Here is a 14,015-nt window from a genome sequence, read left to right on the forward strand (position 1 = left end):
TTTGTTTTTCCTTTTTTTCTTCTTCCGTTGGGGTGGTGGCCGTCGATCCCCGGGGGGGGGGCGGGGGGGGGGGGGGGGGGGGGGGGGGCCGCCATCGCGGCGCCGTGGGTGCGGGATCCCGCTCGGGGGTTGCCGACGACGGTGACGATGCTCATCGCTCTCCTCTGGCCGCTGCTCAGCCGTCGCGACCGACGCTACGCATCCCGTCGGATCTAGTCAACTTTTCCTACAGGATTTACATGGAATACCATATGTCCGGCTCGCCCTGGACACACCTGACCCGCCCCTTGTTCTCCAACCACACCAGGTGCGCGAGCGTCTCGTTGGTGGCCGCCCTGCGCATGAACGGCTGGATCGACTCCCACGGCCGCGACCAGGTCAGCCGGGTGGCGATGTCCCAGCAGGTGATGCCGTCGTGGGCGGCCACCACGCCCTCGATCTCCGCCAGCCGCTCCTCGTGGTGGCCGATCACGTGGTCCACCCGCTCGGCCAGTTCCATGAAGCGGTACTCGTGGGCGGGCAGCACCTCCTCCACATCCAGCTTGCGCACGGCGAGCAGCGCGTCGAGGTAGTCGGCCAGCGGGTCGGGACCCGACTGCGGGTGCACGGCGACGATCGGGGTGATCTTCGCGAGCACGTGGTCGCCCGAGAACAGCACCCTGCGCTCACCGGAGACGAAGCACAGGTGTCCGGGCGAGTGCCCCGGCGTCCAGACCGCGCGCAGGTCCCAGCCGGGCAGGTCGAGCCGGTCACCGTCCTCGACGAGCCGGTCCGGCGGCGCCATCGTCACCATGTGCCTGATCATCATCGACGCGCCCGCCAGCTCCCCCAGCGTCCGCTCCGGCACGCCCGACCTGACCAGCAGCGCCTTCTCCCGTTCCACCAGCGACTCCACGTACTCGTCGTCGTAGCGGTCGCTCAGCAGCCGGGCGTCGGCCGGGTGGAGCGCGATCCACGCGCCCGACGCCTCGCGGATGCGGCCGGCCAGGCCGTAGTGGTCGGGGTGGATGTGGGTGACGAGCACGGCCTTGACGTCAGTGATCGCGTAGCCGGCGACGGCCAGGCCCGCGGCCAGCGCCTCGTAGGCCTCGTCGGTGTTCCAGCCCGCGTCGATGATCGCGACGCCGTCGGGTAGCTCGAGGGCGTAGACCAGGACGTAGCGCAACGGGTTGACCGGGATGGGCACCGGGATCGACCACAGGCCCGGCCGTACCTTCTCGACCGCGGGAAGCGTTCCGTCCAACCAGGCGGCCCGCTGAGCCTCGTTCGCCGCCGTCACCACAAACTTCGCCATCTCGCCATTGTTCCAGAACCATGTTCGGTTCCGCCGCCCCACCTGCCTTCTCGCCGGGCACGTCAGAACGCGCCCGCCCGCCCGACCCGACGGCCGAGCACCCCTGCCACGCCGGAACGGTTGCACGGCCGACGAGCACCCGTACCGCGCGGGTCCCGATTCGCACGGCACGGGTGCGTGCGGAGACGGTTCGCACGACCCGACGAGCGCCCGTGCCGCGGGGGGAACGGTTCGCACGACGAGGCGCACGCACGCCCGGGTGAACGCCGGAGCGGTTCGCACGGCGAGGCGGACGCCACGCCCGGGTGGGCGCGGGGACGGAGGTCAGGGAAGGGGCGTCACGCGGCCGGTTGCTCCTCCGGGGCGGCAGGACGGACGGCGGGGAGCCTGACGAACAGCAGGGCGGAGGCCAGCACCAAGGCCGCGGCCAGCCACCACGCGGCCGCCGTGCCGAGGGCGAGCGCGAGCGAGGCGAGGCCCAGGTTGGCCAGGCCCGCGCCCGCCTGCAGCGACATCGCGGTCACGGAGGTCATCGTGGCACGCTCGGCGGAGGTGACGCGCAGGTGGGTCAGCTCGGTGCGCAGCAGCGCGTTGATCGACAGTCCGGTGAACATCCCCGCGTAGGCGAGCCCCGCGGTCACCAGGCCGGCCGCGCCGCCCAGCCGCGCGGTGGCGGCGAGCGCGGCCAGCGACAGCGCGGTCACCACGATGCCCGCCACCGCGCCGCGCACCGAGCCGCCGAGCAGCGCCGCGATCCTGGGGGCCAGCGCGCTGCCGAGGGCGCTGCCCGCGAAGCCGATCGCGGCGACGAAGGCGTAGGCGGTGGCGCCGGTCTCCGCCTCGCCGGTGAGGGCGGCCAGCCGTACGGGGGTGAGCAGTTCGACGGCGACCAGCGCGACGCCGAAGATCACCGCGATCGGCATCAGCCGCCGCAGCACGGCGTCGAAGGCGGCCATGCGCAGCCCCGCGGCCACGGTGGCGGGCACGGCGCGCAGCACCTCGCCGAGCGTGCCGCGCGGGTGGGGCGGCTCGGGCAGCGCGAAGAGCACGACCACCAGCAGCACGACGGCGGCGACCGCGCCCATTCCCGGGGGTACGGCCAGCCCGCCGGGCACGACCAGGGGCACGATCCCGCCGACGAGCGTGCCGCCGCACAGCGCCACCGCCTGCATCGCGTATCCGCTGGACAGCCCCGGCTTGAGATCGGCGGCGGGGCCCTCGGCGGCGTGCAGGGTGTCGACGTACCAGGCCTCGGCGGGCCCGCTGGACAGCGCCCTCGCCGCGCCGTTGAGCACCGCGGCGGCCGCGAAGAGCACGAAGGAGTCGGCCACGACCATGAGTGACAGCCCCGCCGCCATGAAGGCGGCCGACACCGACAGGACGACCCTGCGGCCCGCGATGTCGGCCAGGCCGCCCGTGGGCAGCTCGAGCGCGATGCTCACCGCCGAGTAGACGGCCATGGCCGCGCCGACCTCGGCGATGGTGAGGCCCCGCTCGGTCATGAGCAGCACCATCGGGGCCATCATCAGGCCGGGCGGCAGCCAGGTGAGGAGGCTGACCAGCATGTAGCGGCGGCGCGCCGAAAGCGGGGTCAGCGGTGTCGGCGGGACCCCAGGGGTCCCCTTAGTCTCATGGATCCCTAAACTCTCAGAAATCCCCGAGCTCTCAGAGGTCCCCGAATTTTCAGAGGTCCCCGGGCTCTCAGGGGTTCCAGAGGGCCCCGGGGTCATCGCGACCTCCGGGGGAAGGCCGTGGTGCCGAGGTAGACCTGTTCGGCGCCGGGCGCCGCGCCGTACCTGGCCTCCAGCTCGCGCTGCAGGTCGGCGACGCGCTCGAAGTACTCCTTGACGCCTTCGGGGGTGAGTCTGGCCAGCCGGTCGCCCATGCCCGCGGCCTCGACCCACTCCACCGGCCATTCGCCCTCCTGGAACTCCTCCATCGAGCGGGCGATCGACTCGATCTGCCGCAGGTGCATGATCGCGACGGCCTCCTTGCCCTCGGGGGTGTCCGAGAGCTCGGCGGTGTTCCACGCGGTGAAGCGGTGCCGGGCCCGCCAGCGGCGCTCCCTGGCGTCGTCGGACGGGTCCTCCTCGATGAAGCCGTACTTGGCCAGCTCGCGCAGGTGATAGCTGGTCGAGCCGGAGCTCTCGCCCACCGTGCGCGCCAGCGAGCTGGCGGTGGCGGGCCCCTCGGCGCGAAGCAGGCCCAGCAGCCTGACCCTGAGCGGGTGGGCGACGACCTTGAGCGTGCGCGGGTCGCTGATGTGGAAGGCGTCCTCCATGCCACCCAGGGTAAATCGCAAAGGGTTTTTTGCAAAGACTATTGGGCGATCGAGACGAGCACCGCGCCGAGCAGGAAGAGGATGAAGGCCAGCGGCACGAGCAGCACCCCGAGCAGCGCCAGCTGGTAGGCCAGACCGTTCCACGACTGGGGAGCGGGCCCGAGCGCCCCCGGCGAGAAGGACCACGCCGGCGCCCGGTACTCCACGGGCAGCGACTGGCCAGCCGCCACCCACACCTGCAGGTCGGCGGCGCCCACCTGGGGCGGCAGGATGCCGGGCACGTGCACATGCAGGTGATGGGAGCCGGGCACCACGGGGATCACGTTGCGCCCCCATCGGACCGGCACCGGATAGCCGTTCAGCGTCACCACGGGCCGGAACAGCGCCAGACCGAAGACGGCCCAGTGATACTTGAGATCAAGGACGAGATGGTTCATGCGAGTGTCCTTCTAAGCTGGGAAGATGATTGACGACGTTCGCGTTGACCCCGAGATCTTCGAGCTGCGGCCCGACTTCGCCGTGCTGGTGATGACCGCGTACGGCCTGCGCAACGGCCCCACGGACGACCGCTCGCGCGCCTGGCTCGAGGAGGCATCCTCGCACGCCGTCCAGCAGGACAAGATCGACCCGTGGCGGGCGGCCTACCGGGCGTTCGGCGCCAAGCCGCAGCGGACCAGACCCTCGGTCGACGCGCTGACCCGCCGCCTGCCGCTGCCCGAGATCAACCTGGTCGTCGACGCCTACAACGCCGTCAGCGTCAAGCACGTGCTGCCGATCGGCGGCGAGGACCTCGGCCACTACCAGGGCGCGGCGCACCTGCTGCGGGCCAGGGGCGACGAGCCGTCGGAGGAGGCGCTGGGCACGCCGGAGCCGGGCGAGGTCGTCTGGCGCGACGACTCCGGTGTCACGTGCAGGCGCTGGAACTGGCGGCAGGTGGCGCGCACCAGGATCACCGAGGAGACCACCGACGCGCTCTTCCTCCTGGAGCGGCTCGAACCGCTGTCGCTGGAGGAGCTGAAGGAGGCCGGGGAGGAGCTGGCCGACCTGCTGAACCGGATCACATCGGACATTAGGGTCGAAAGCCGACTCATTGTTAGCAGGAGGTAAAACCTGCACCAGATGGTCGATACCGAATGGTAACAATGGCTGCACCCCCAGGAATGACTAGGGAGGCGTGACCACTTCGAACTCTCCTGAGAGGATCAGGCGGAGTGGTGTGGCCTCAAGGGCGCACTATGCCGGTCCGGGCGAGTAGCCTTGGACAGGTTCTCTATCAATGCCGATCTGCGGAAGAGGGCGATTTCCGCCGTGTCGTCTGAGTCGTCGCGGACAAACCCGCTGGCAAGCTTCGGTCAGAACGAATGGCTTGTCGACGAGCTGTACCAGAAGTATCTCCAGGACCCCGAGTCTGTTGATCAGGCTTGGTGGAACTTCTTCGCTGACTACAACCCTGACTATGGACCGGGCAGAACCCCGGCCAGGGAGGCGGCGAACGGCACAGCGACCGCGCCCGCCCCCGCCGCACCGAAGGCCGCCGTGACTACCACCGCTACTGAGAAGCCCAAGGTCTCCACCCCCGTGCCCGCCGGCGCCGAAGAGGTCAAGCTCCGCGGCGCGGCGGCCCGCACGGCCGCGAACATGGACGCCTCGCTGGTCGTGCCGACGGCCACCAGCGTCAGGGCCATTCCCGCCAAGCTGCTCATCGACAACCGCATCGTGATCAACAATCACCTCGCGCGCGGTCGTGGCGGCAAGGTCTCCTTCACGCACCTGATCGGCTATGCCATCGTCAAGGCGCTGAAGACCATGCCGGAGATGAACCACTCCTACGCCGAGGTCGACGGCAAGCCGACGCTGGTCAAGCCCGAGCACGTCGGCTTCGGCCTGGCGATCGACGTGCAGAAGAGCAACGGCGAGCGCCAGCTGCTCGTGCCGTCCATCAAGGCCGCGGAGGGCATGGACTTCCGCCAGTTCTGGATGGCCTACGAGGAGGTCGTCCGCAAGGCGCGCGGCGGCAAGCTCGGCGTCGACGACTTCACCGGCACGACGATCTCGCTGACCAACCCGGGCACGATCGGCACCGTCCACTCCGTGCCGCGCCTCATGCCGGGCCAGGGCACGATCATCGGCGTCGGCGCGATGGAGTACCCGGCCGAGTACCAGGGCGCCTCGCCCGACACGCTGTCGCGCCTGGCTGTCTCCAAGGTGATGACCCTCACCAGCACCTACGACCACCGGATCATCCAGGGCGCCCAGTCCGGCGACTTCCTGCGCACGATCCACCGGTTGCTGCTGGGCGAGGGCGGCTTCTACGACGAGATCTTCGAGGCGCTCAGGATCCCGTACGAGCCGGTCCGCTGGACGCAGGACGTGTCGGCCTCCCACGAGGACGACGTGGCCAAGTCCGCCCGCGTGATCGAGCTCATCCACGCCTACCGGGTCCGCGGCCACCTCATGGCCGAGACCGACCCGCTGGAGTACAAGCAGCGCAAGCACCCCGACCTCGACATCCAGTCCCACGGGCTGACCCTGTGGGACCTGGAGCGCGAGTTCGCCACCGGCGGTTTCGGCGGCCGCCCGCTGATGAAGCTGCGCGAGATCCTGGGCGTCCTGCGCGACTCCTACTGCCGCACGGTCGGCATCGAGTACATGCACATCCAGAACCCCGAGGAGCGGGCCTGGATCCAGGCGCGGGTGGAGAAGCCCCACGCCAAGCCCGACCGCGAGGAGCAGCTGCACGTTCTCGCGCGCCTCAACACGGCGGAGGCGTTCGAGACCTTCCTGCAGACCAAGTTCGTCGGCCAGAAGCGCTTCTCCCTCGAGGGCGGCGAGTCGCTGATCCCGCTGCTCGACTCGGTCATCAGCGAGGCCGCGGGCGAGGGTCTCGACGAGGTCGTCATCGGCATGGCCCACCGTGGCCGCCTCAACGTGCTGGCCAACATCGTGGGCAAGTCCTACGGCCAGATCTTCGGCGAGTTCGAGGGCAACATCGACCCGCGCACCGCCCACGGCTCCGGTGACGTGAAGTACCACCTCGGCGCCACCGGCACCTTCACCGCGCCGGGCGGCAAGACCATCGTCTCCTCCGTGGTCGCCAACCCCTCCCACCTGGAGGCGGTCGACCCGGTCCTCGAGGGCGTCGTGCGCGCCAAGCAGGACCTGCTGGAGCGCGGCGAGGAGGGCTTCTCCGTCCTGCCGGTGCTCGTCCACGGCGACGCGGCCTTCGCCGGCCAGGGCGTGGTGGCCGAGACGCTCAACCTGTCGCAGCTGCGCGGCTACCGCACCGGCGGCACCGTCCACATCGTGGTCAACAACCAGGTCGGCTTCACCACCTCGCCCGCCTCGTCGCGCAGCAGCGTCTACGCGACCGACGTGGCGCGGATGATCCAGGCGCCGATCTTCCACGTCAACGGCGACGACCCCGAGGCGGTCGTCCGCGTCGGCAGGCTGGCCTTCGAGTACCGCCAGGCCTTCCGCAAGGACGTCGTCATCGACATGATCTGCTACCGCCGCCGCGGCCACAACGAGGGCGACAACCCCGCCTACACCCAGCCGCTGATGTACGACATCATCGACGCCAAGCGCTCGACCAGGAAGCTCTACACCGAGGCGCTGATCGGCCGCGGCGACATCACGGTCGAGGAGGCCGAGTCGGCGCTGCGCGACTACCAGGCGAAGCTGGAGCAGGCCTTCACCGAGGTCCGCGAGGCGGCCAAGCACCCCGCCGACGCCGGGGAGCTGCACGTGCCCGCCACCGAGGTGGTCAAGTGGTCCCACGCCGACACGCAGACGGCGATCTCCGACGAGACGCTCAAGCGCGTGGTCGACACCCAGCTCAACCTGCCCGAGGGCTTCACCCCGCACCCGCGCCTGGCGCCGATCATCCAGCGCCGCGGCCAGATGGTGGAGCAGGACAGCATCGACTGGGCCATGGGCGAGACCATCGCCTTCGGCTCGCTGCTGATCGACGGCCGCCCGGTGCGCCTGGTCGGCCAGGACTCCCGCCGCGGCACGTTCGTCCAGCGCCACGCCGTGCTGGTCGACCGCCACACCGGTGAGGACCACACGCCGCTGAAGACCTTCAACCACGACACGACCAAGTTCTACGTCTACGACTCGCTGCTGAGCGAGTACGCGGCGCTGGGCTTCGAGTACGGCTACAGCGTGGTCAGGCCCGACGCGCTGGTGGCGTGGGAGGCGCAGTTCGGCGACTTCGTCAACGGCGCCCAGACGATCATCGACGAGTTCATCTCGTCCGGTGAGCAGAAGTGGGGCCAGAAGTCCAGCGTCGTCCTGCTGCTGCCGCACGGCTACGAAGGTCAGGGTCCCGACCACTCCTCGGCCCGCATCGAGCGCTTCCTGCAGGTCTGCGCGCTCGACAACATGACCGTCGTCCAGCCGACCACGCCCGCCAACTACTTCCACCTGCTGCGCTGGCAGGTGCTGGCGGGCAGGCACAAGCCGCTGGTCGTCTTCACGCCGAAGTCGCTGCTGCGGCACAAGAAGGCCACCTCGGCCGCCGCCGAGTTCACCTCCGGCACCTTCCAGCCGGTCATCGGCGACACCACGGTCGACGCGGGCAAGGTCACCAGGGTCGTGCTGTGCTCCGGCAAGGTCTACTACGACCTCGCCGCGGCCCGCGAGAAGTCGGCCGCCGCCGACACGACGGCGATCGTCCGCATCGAGCGGCTCTACCCGTTCCCTGAGGACGAGCTCAACGCCGAGCTCGCCCGCTACAGCCCCAACGTGGAGCTGATCTGGGCGCAGGACGAGCCGGTCAACATGGGGCCGTGGCCGTACCTGACGCTGAAGCTGGCGGAGAACCCCGACCTGTTCGGTGGTCGCCGCCTGCGCAGGATCTCCCGTACGCCCAACAGCTCCCCCGCGACCGGCTCGCACGCCGCGCACGACAGGGAGCTGGAGGAGATCCAGCACGCGGTGTTCGGCTGACAGACAGCTCGCGGAACGCGCGAACGCCCCGGCCTGTGACCGACAGGCCGGGGCGTTCGGCTTTCCGGGGTGCTGCTGGCCCTTCCGGCGTGCTGTTACCAGGCGAACGGCACGCCGTAGTCGGCGTAGACCTGCTGCTGGAGCTTCCACGCCTTGGGCGCGTAGGCGGCGTAGAAGTCCTTGCCGCAGCTGAGGTCCTGGAGCGCGGCCTTGATCTCCTTGTCCAGGTACGGCTTGGCCTGCGCGGGCGTCATCGCCGGGCGTACGCTCGTGGCCTCGGCAGGCGCGCTGACCCCCTGCCCGCGCGCGACCTTGGTGCGCTCGTCCAGGAAGAAGCGGCGGCCTCGCTCAGCCAGCCGCGTGGGCTTGGCGGGGTCGACCTTGAGGCAGGTGGCGAAGGACTTGCCCAGCTTGACCAGGTTGGCGGCGCCGTCCAGCTCGGTGCCGGCCAGCGTGTCGTAGGCGCTGTCGAGCTGCTCGTAGTAGTCGTCGAGCGAGCGGACGTCCTTGCCGAGCACGGTCTTGGCCGACGAGGAGAAGCACGTGTCCAGGGCCGTCTGGTAGGCCTTGTGCTGCTTCTCGGGCAGCGACATGACGACCGCGTTGTTCGGGTGGTCCTTGTCCTCGTCGCGCTCGGGGTGGACCAGCTCGGACCAGACGCCGAAGCCCTCCGTGGCCCGCTTGGCCCGCATGGCGGCGTAGTCCCCGTTGAGCGCCTTGCGGTCGGCGGCGCTCCTGGTGGCCTTCTCGATGTCGAGGGGCCGGTATTCCAGGCCCGCCGCCTTCATGCACGACACCTGGGCCTGTTCCAGCTTGACCGCCTTGGTGTGGGCGGCGTCGTACTCGGGCGAGGGGGTGACGGCCACGGCGGCCGCCAGCAGGGCGGTAAGTACCAGCATGGTGTTGTTGTCCTTCCAGTAGGGATCTTGAGGCTCAGCAGGGGATCTTGAGTCGGGAAGCGTGGGGTGCCGGCTCGGGCATGGTGTCGGCCGCTTCGACGCCGAGCAGCGCGGTGCCGGTGACGGTGCCCTTCGGAATGACGAAGGTGTGGCCGCCCGGGGTCTCCGTCCTGTCCTTCGTGACGACGTGGCGGGTGCCGAGGTAGCGGTAGGTGTCCTTGTCGAAGACCAGCTCGGAGCGCAGGCTGTCGTTCTCGGCCATGCCGACGGCCATGCCGGGCCTGCCCGCGGCGTCGGTCGCCTCGGCGTCGAGGCTGATGCCGTCCAGGCCGGAGGCCACCTCGAACAGCGGCGCGGCCAGGGCCGGGCGGGCGGCCGACATCCGCACCAGCCGGCTGATCGTCGTCCACAGGCGCAGGTTCGCGGGTCCCGCCTCCTGCGCGGCGGCCTTCTCGATCCTGGCGCGCAGCGCGGCCACGTCGGTGGGCCAGTCGCCGAGCCGCAGGTACGACAGCTCGTCACCGGGGGTCTTGTCGCAGGACGACTCGTAGACGCTGTCCTCGACGCCATGCCGCCACGGCAGGGAGGGGAGGCGGCTGCCCGGCAGCGGGGTGGCGGCCGTCCGTTCCTCTCTGACGAGCCAGGGCCTGCCCGCCGTCGCGGGCTCCCATCTGTCCTCGGCGACCGTGAGGGCCAGGTGGTCGGCGCCGGTGCCGTCCTTGCGGCCGACCGTCAGGGTCTGCGCGGCCACGGACCTGACGTGGAGGTACTGGCCCGGCCGCAGCGTCACCTCCTTCTGTTCCGCGGCGGCGTCGGCCGCCCTTTCGAGCACGTCCTGCGCGCTCGCGGGCGGCAGCGCGCCGGGGACCAGGTGGACGGCCACGCCGATCACGGCCGTGGCGCCCGCCACGGCCACCGCCCTGACCAGCAGGCCCGACCGCCCGGCCCTGACCGGCAGACCTGACCGCCCGGCCTTGACCGGCAGGCCCGACCGCCCGGCCCTGACCGGCAGGCCCGACCGCCAGGCCGTCATGACGCGGAGCCGGCGCGGCCCCCGCGCGTGCCGGTCCGCGGTGTAGGCGCGCGCCAGGAGCGTGCGGGAGCCGGCGAGGTCCTCCGCCGATCCTTCGGGCACGGTGGCCCAGAGGCGACGCAGTTCGTCCATCTCATCCATGGAGACCGTCCTTCGGTGTGGTGGTGGTGTCGTCCAGTGCCTGGCGAACCTTTTTCCTGGCCCTGTTGAGCCGCGAGCGGACCGTCCCGACCGGGATGTCCAGGGCGCGGGCGACCTCGTCGTAGCTCAGCCCCACCCACGCGATCAGCAGCAGCACGTCGCGATCGCGCCGCTTGAGCCCGGCCAGCGCGGCGACGAGCGGGCGGTTCACCGTCAGCGTGGTCACGCTGTCCTCGACGAGCCCTCCGGTGATCTCGGCCGGGTCCACGCCGCTGCGGACGTAGGCGCGGTAGCGGGACATCTCGTCCCTGCGCCGCTTGCTGATCACGTTGGAGGCGATGCCGTACAGCCAGGGCCTGGCGTCGGCGTACGCCACGTCGTAGCGGTGGCGGCTCTGGAAGGCCGCCAGGAACGTCTCGGAGACGACGTCCTCGGCGGCGTCAGGGCCGAGCCGCCGCGCCGCGTACCTGTGCAGGTGCGGGGCATGACGGTCGAAGACGGCGGCGAACATCTCGGGTTCGTGCAACGACCGCCGGATCAGCTCGGCGTCGGCGACCTCCACGGTCGCGGCGGGCTGCGGCATGCGGTGCCTTTCGGTACGAATGATCGAATGCCCGTATTTACCGGGCCGCGCGCGAAAGGTTCACGGCGGAGCACCTCCGGGCGCTCGTTAGAGTTGCTTCACGGTCGTGGGCTCGCCTCGACCGAGGGAACAGGAGAGAGATGTACTTCACCGACCGGGGGATCGAGGAACTCGTCGAGCGTCGCGGCGAGGAGGAGGTCAGCATCCTCTGGCTGGGCGAGCGGCTGCGCGAGTTCGTGGATCTCAACCCCGACTTCGAGACGCCGATCGAGCGCCTGGCCACGTGGCTGGCCCGCCACGACTCCGACGACGACGAGTGACGCCTGGCGCTCGACGCGCCCTGACGCGATACATCTTGATGTTTGACGAAACGCGACATATCGTGTCTTGTGGTGGACGTGTCGGCAACGAAGGACGGAACCATGTCGCAGTGGACGATCGAGCGCCCGCAGCAGCTCACCTTCGACACCGTGGCCGCGCTCAACGTGCGCGTCGTCGCGGGGAAACTGGCCGTCCTGGCCAGCGAGGGGCCACCGACGCTCGACGTGGCCGAGATCGACTCGGCGCCGCTGATCGTCACCCATGACGACGACGGCACCCTCACCATCGCCTACAAGGACCTCACCTGGGACGGCCTGCTCGGCTGGCTCAAACGCTCGGGCAAGCGCGCCACCACGCTGACGATCACCGTGCCCAAGGACTGCCCGATCAGCGTCGGCGTGGTCTCCGCCTCGGCCGTCGTCGCCGGGTTCGAGCGCCGCACCAACGTCCGTAGCGTCTCCGGCGAGATCGTCCTGGACGGAGTGAGCGGCGACGTCCACGCCGAGACCGTCTCGGGCGACGTGGAGACCAGGGCGATGGAGGGCGACCTGGCGTTCAAGAGCGTCTCGGGCGACCTGGCGGTCGCGGGCGGCACGCCGCGGCGGCTGCGGGCCAACACCATCTCCGGACGCATCACCGCCGACCTGGCCCTGCGCCCGACCGGGCACGTCACGCTGACGACCGTCTCCGGCGACATCCTGGTGCGCCTGCCGTACGACGTGGAGAGCGATGTCGCGATCCGCTCCACCACGGGCCGGCTGAACTCGGCCTTCGACGAGCTGTACAGGATCGGCGACCTCGGGGCCAAGTCGCTGTCGGGAAGGCTGGGTGGTGGAATGGCCTCGCTCACGGCCACCACCGTCTCGGCCGATGTCACGCTGCTCAAGGGGGAGAAGGAATGAGCCCGGTGTTCGGCCATGGCAGGCTTCGGCTGTACCTGCTCAAGCTGCTGGAGGAGAGCCCGCGCCACGGCTACGAGGTGATCAGGCTGCTCCAGGACCGCTTCCTCGGCGTCTACTCCCCCTCGCCGGGCACGATCTACCCGCGGCTGGCCAGGCTGGAGGAAGAAGGCCTGGTCACCCACGAGGTGATCGACGGCAAGAAGGTGTTCTCGATCACCGACAAGGGCCGCGCCGAGCTCGACTCCCGCCTGGACGAGCTGGCCGACCTCGAACAGGAGATCACCGACTCGGTGCGCGACATCGCCCGCGAGGTCAAGGAGGACGTCCGCGAGACGGTCAAGTCGCTGCGCGAAGAGCTGACCGCGATGGCCAAGGACGTCAAGAGGGGCGCCGCGCAGCAGCAGCGGGTGCACGTGCGCCGGATCAGCGAGCAGCACAAGCGCCAGTGGATGGAGCACGCCGCCCAGTGGCAGAGCGAGGGCGAGCGGCTGTCGAGGGAGTGGCGGCGCGTCTGGACCCAGGTGTGGAGCGACCTCGGCGGCCCGGCCGGCGGCCGTACCGCCGACAACGGCACGACCGACAGCAGGGCCGAACTCGACGCCGAGCTCGGCGAGCTGCTCGCCGACTTCGTCGCCAAGGTGCGCGAGGAGGCCTCCGAGAGCCGCCTGACCCGCGAGACGCTGTCGGCCTGCCAGGAGGCGCTCGAGGCCGCCGGCGAGCAGATCCGCGAGTCGCTACGCCGATAGCGGCCGGTTCCTCTCGCCGCGGCGCTACGCCGATAGCGGCCGGTTGCGCTCGCGCGCGGCCCGCCTGGCCCGGTAGGCGATCGGCAGGTAGCGGACCCGTTCGGGCAGGCGCGGCGTGAGCGCCGCCACCGCCCGCCCGATCCGCCGCAGCCTGCGCTCGTCCTTCTCCGACCACTCCAGCCCCAGCACCCCCCGTACGGCAGGCGGCAGCGTCCCCACCGTGACGAAGTGGTTGAACTCCCCCGATCCCATGCCCACCGGCCGCCAGATCCCGCGCAGCGGCTTGGGCACCATCGGCGGCGCCGGCGTGCCGCGCATGGTGGCCAGCACCTCCAGCGCGGTCGGATGCGGTTCGAGCCGGTCGGCCACCATGCGGTCGAAGTAGAGCCAGAAGTCGTCCAGTGTGGGCGGCACCTCCCGCTCGGGCACCCGCAGGATCCTGCCGAGCTGCCGCGACTCGGCGTAGAGGCGGCGCTCCATCTCCCTGGAGTACGGCGTGCCGAAGTAGCGGTTGAGCGTGACGAAGCGCTCGAAGAGCGTGAGGTGGACCCAGGCGTAGGCTTCGCCGTTCAGGGCGTGGTAGGGGCGGCCCTTGTCGTCGGTGCCGCTGATCGAGGCGTGGATCTCTCTCAGCCGCCTGCCCTCGCGTTCGGCTTCGGCGCCGCCGTACACCCAGGTCTGGACGGAGTTCAGGGTGCGGGCGAGCCGGCCCCAGGGGTCCTGCCGGTAGGTCGAGTGCTCGCCCACGGCCGCGCCCACCGCGGGGTGCATGGTCTGCAGGACGAGCGCGCTGCCGGCCACGAGAAGGTTGCGGTACTCGCCTGCGGTGTCCCAGTGAATCGTGCCCGGACGGAAGGGCTCCATG

13 protein-coding genes are annotated in these 14,015 nt (G+C 70.5%); 5 read left to right on the forward strand and 8 right to left on the reverse strand.

What is annotated here, in order from left to right; genetic code table 11:
• Positions 1-235: 235 nt before the first annotated feature.
• From ABZX22_RS41530 to ABZX22_RS41545, 4 genes are all read right to left on the reverse strand, one after another.
• Positions 236-1,294 carry an MBL fold metallo-hydrolase gene (locus ABZX22_RS41530; protein ID WP_354921568.1) on the reverse strand — a complete coding sequence of 353 codons (1,059 nt, stop codon included), beginning with the start codon at positions 1,292-1,294 and terminating at the stop codon, positions 236-238.
• 338 nt (positions 1,295-1,632) lie between these two features.
• Complete coding sequence (locus ABZX22_RS41535; RefSeq protein WP_354921571.1) at positions 1,633-2,859, reverse strand: MFS transporter; 1,227 nt, start codon at positions 2,857-2,859, stop codon at positions 1,633-1,635.
• Positions 2,860-3,020: 161 nt separating this feature from the next.
• Positions 3,021-3,575, reverse strand: a complete 555-nt coding sequence (locus tag ABZX22_RS41540) for a winged helix-turn-helix domain-containing protein (protein WP_354921574.1) — start codon at positions 3,573-3,575, stop codon at positions 3,021-3,023.
• A 38-nt stretch (positions 3,576-3,613) separates the two neighbouring features.
• A complete protein-coding gene (locus ABZX22_RS41545; RefSeq protein WP_354921577.1) occupies positions 3,614-4,012 on the reverse strand; it encodes a hypothetical protein in 399 nt (132 codons plus the stop codon).
• Between the two features lie 25 nt (positions 4,013-4,037).
• Here ABZX22_RS41545 and ABZX22_RS41550 point away from each other — a divergent pair, with 25 nt between their 5' ends.
• Positions 4,038-4,682, forward strand: a complete 645-nt coding sequence (locus ABZX22_RS41550; RefSeq protein ID WP_354921579.1) for a phenylalanine--tRNA ligase beta subunit-related protein — start codon at positions 4,038-4,040, stop codon at positions 4,680-4,682.
• Between the two features lie 201 nt (positions 4,683-4,883).
• Positions 4,884-8,525 (forward strand): multifunctional oxoglutarate decarboxylase/oxoglutarate dehydrogenase thiamine pyrophosphate-binding subunit/dihydrolipoyllysine-residue succinyltransferase subunit, encoded by a 3,642-nt coding sequence (locus ABZX22_RS41555; RefSeq protein ID WP_354921582.1) that lies wholly within the window; start codon positions 4,884-4,886, stop codon positions 8,523-8,525.
• 95 nt (positions 8,526-8,620) lie between these two features.
• Here the strand turns inward: ABZX22_RS41555 and ABZX22_RS41560 are convergent, their stop codons facing one another.
• Genes ABZX22_RS41560 through ABZX22_RS41570 form a run of 3 tightly spaced genes read right to left on the reverse strand, consistent with a single transcriptional unit; the run spans position 8,621 to position 11,181 of the window.
• Positions 8,621-9,424, reverse strand: a complete 804-nt coding sequence (locus tag ABZX22_RS41560; RefSeq protein ID WP_354921585.1) for a hypothetical protein — start codon at positions 9,422-9,424, stop codon at positions 8,621-8,623.
• A 34-nt stretch (positions 9,425-9,458) separates the two neighbouring features.
• Positions 9,459-10,598 (reverse strand): CU044_5270 family protein, encoded by a 1,140-nt coding sequence (locus ABZX22_RS41565; protein WP_354921588.1) that lies wholly within the window; start codon positions 10,596-10,598, stop codon positions 9,459-9,461.
• Positions 10,591-11,181: an RNA polymerase sigma factor gene (locus tag ABZX22_RS41570; protein ID WP_354921591.1), complete on the reverse strand. Its 591-nt coding sequence runs from the start codon at positions 11,179-11,181 to the stop codon at positions 10,591-10,593. Before ABZX22_RS41570 ends, ABZX22_RS41565 begins: the two co-directional genes overlap by 8 nt.
• Before the next feature lie 140 nt (positions 11,182-11,321).
• On the opposite strand from ABZX22_RS41570, the gene ABZX22_RS41575 reads away from it, so the two are divergent.
• The 3 genes from ABZX22_RS41575 to ABZX22_RS41585 all read left to right on the forward strand — a co-directional run bounded on the left by ABZX22_RS41575 (position 11,322) and on the right by ABZX22_RS41585 (position 13,150).
• Complete coding sequence (locus tag ABZX22_RS41575) at positions 11,322-11,501, forward strand: DUF6104 family protein (RefSeq protein WP_354921593.1); 180 nt, start codon at positions 11,322-11,324, stop codon at positions 11,499-11,501.
• A gap of 102 nt (positions 11,502-11,603) precedes the next feature.
• Positions 11,604-12,404, forward strand: a complete 801-nt coding sequence (locus ABZX22_RS41580; protein ID WP_354921596.1) for a DUF4097 family beta strand repeat-containing protein — start codon at positions 11,604-11,606, stop codon at positions 12,402-12,404.
• Positions 12,401-13,150 carry a helix-turn-helix transcriptional regulator gene (locus ABZX22_RS41585; RefSeq protein WP_354921599.1) on the forward strand — a complete coding sequence of 250 codons (750 nt, stop codon included), beginning with the start codon at positions 12,401-12,403 and terminating at the stop codon, positions 13,148-13,150. The genes ABZX22_RS41580 and ABZX22_RS41585 overlap by 4 nt, the downstream gene beginning before the upstream one ends.
• Before the next feature lie 24 nt (positions 13,151-13,174).
• Here the strand turns inward: ABZX22_RS41585 and ABZX22_RS41590 are convergent, their stop codons facing one another.
• Positions 13,175-14,014: an oxygenase MpaB family protein gene (locus ABZX22_RS41590; RefSeq protein WP_354921602.1), complete on the reverse strand. Its 840-nt coding sequence runs from the start codon at positions 14,012-14,014 to the stop codon at positions 13,175-13,177.
• Between the last annotated feature and the right edge of the window lies 1 nt (position 14,015).

This window comes from Nonomuraea sp. NPDC003804, from assembly GCF_040610675.1.
Taxonomy (GTDB): Bacteria; Actinomycetota; Actinomycetes; order Streptosporangiales; family Streptosporangiaceae; genus Nonomuraea.

Excerpts from the sequence above, each read along its gene's own strand:
- ABZX22_RS41530 (WP_354921568.1), bottom strand. The coding sequence starts at position 1,294 with ATGGCGAAGTTTGTGGTGACGGCGGCGAACGAGGCTCAGCGGGCCGCC.
- ABZX22_RS41535 (WP_354921571.1), bottom strand. The coding sequence starts at position 2,859 with ATGCTGGTCAGCCTCCTCACCTGGCTGCCGCCCGGCCTGATGATGGCC.
- ABZX22_RS41540 (WP_354921574.1), bottom strand. The coding sequence starts at position 3,575 with ATGGAGGACGCCTTCCACATCAGCGACCCGCGCACGCTCAAGGTCGTC.
- ABZX22_RS41545 (WP_354921577.1), bottom strand. The coding sequence starts at position 4,012 with ATGAACCATCTCGTCCTTGATCTCAAGTATCACTGGGCCGTCTTCGGT.
- ABZX22_RS41550 (WP_354921579.1), top strand. The coding sequence starts at position 4,038 with ATGATTGACGACGTTCGCGTTGACCCCGAGATCTTCGAGCTGCGGCCC.
- ABZX22_RS41560 (WP_354921585.1), bottom strand. The coding sequence starts at position 9,424 with ATGCTGGTACTTACCGCCCTGCTGGCGGCCGCCGTGGCCGTCACCCCC.
- ABZX22_RS41565 (WP_354921588.1), bottom strand. The coding sequence starts at position 10,598 with ATGGATGAGATGGACGAACTGCGTCGCCTCTGGGCCACCGTGCCCGAA.
- ABZX22_RS41570 (WP_354921591.1), bottom strand. The coding sequence starts at position 11,181 with ATGCCGCAGCCCGCCGCGACCGTGGAGGTCGCCGACGCCGAGCTGATC.
- ABZX22_RS41575 (WP_354921593.1), top strand. The coding sequence starts at position 11,322 with ATGTACTTCACCGACCGGGGGATCGAGGAACTCGTCGAGCGTCGCGGC.
- ABZX22_RS41580 (WP_354921596.1), top strand. The coding sequence starts at position 11,604 with ATGTCGCAGTGGACGATCGAGCGCCCGCAGCAGCTCACCTTCGACACC.
- ABZX22_RS41585 (WP_354921599.1), top strand. The coding sequence starts at position 12,401 with ATGAGCCCGGTGTTCGGCCATGGCAGGCTTCGGCTGTACCTGCTCAAG.
- ABZX22_RS41590 (WP_354921602.1), bottom strand. The coding sequence starts at position 14,014 with ATGGAGCCCTTCCGTCCGGGCACGATTCACTGGGACACCGCAGGCGAG.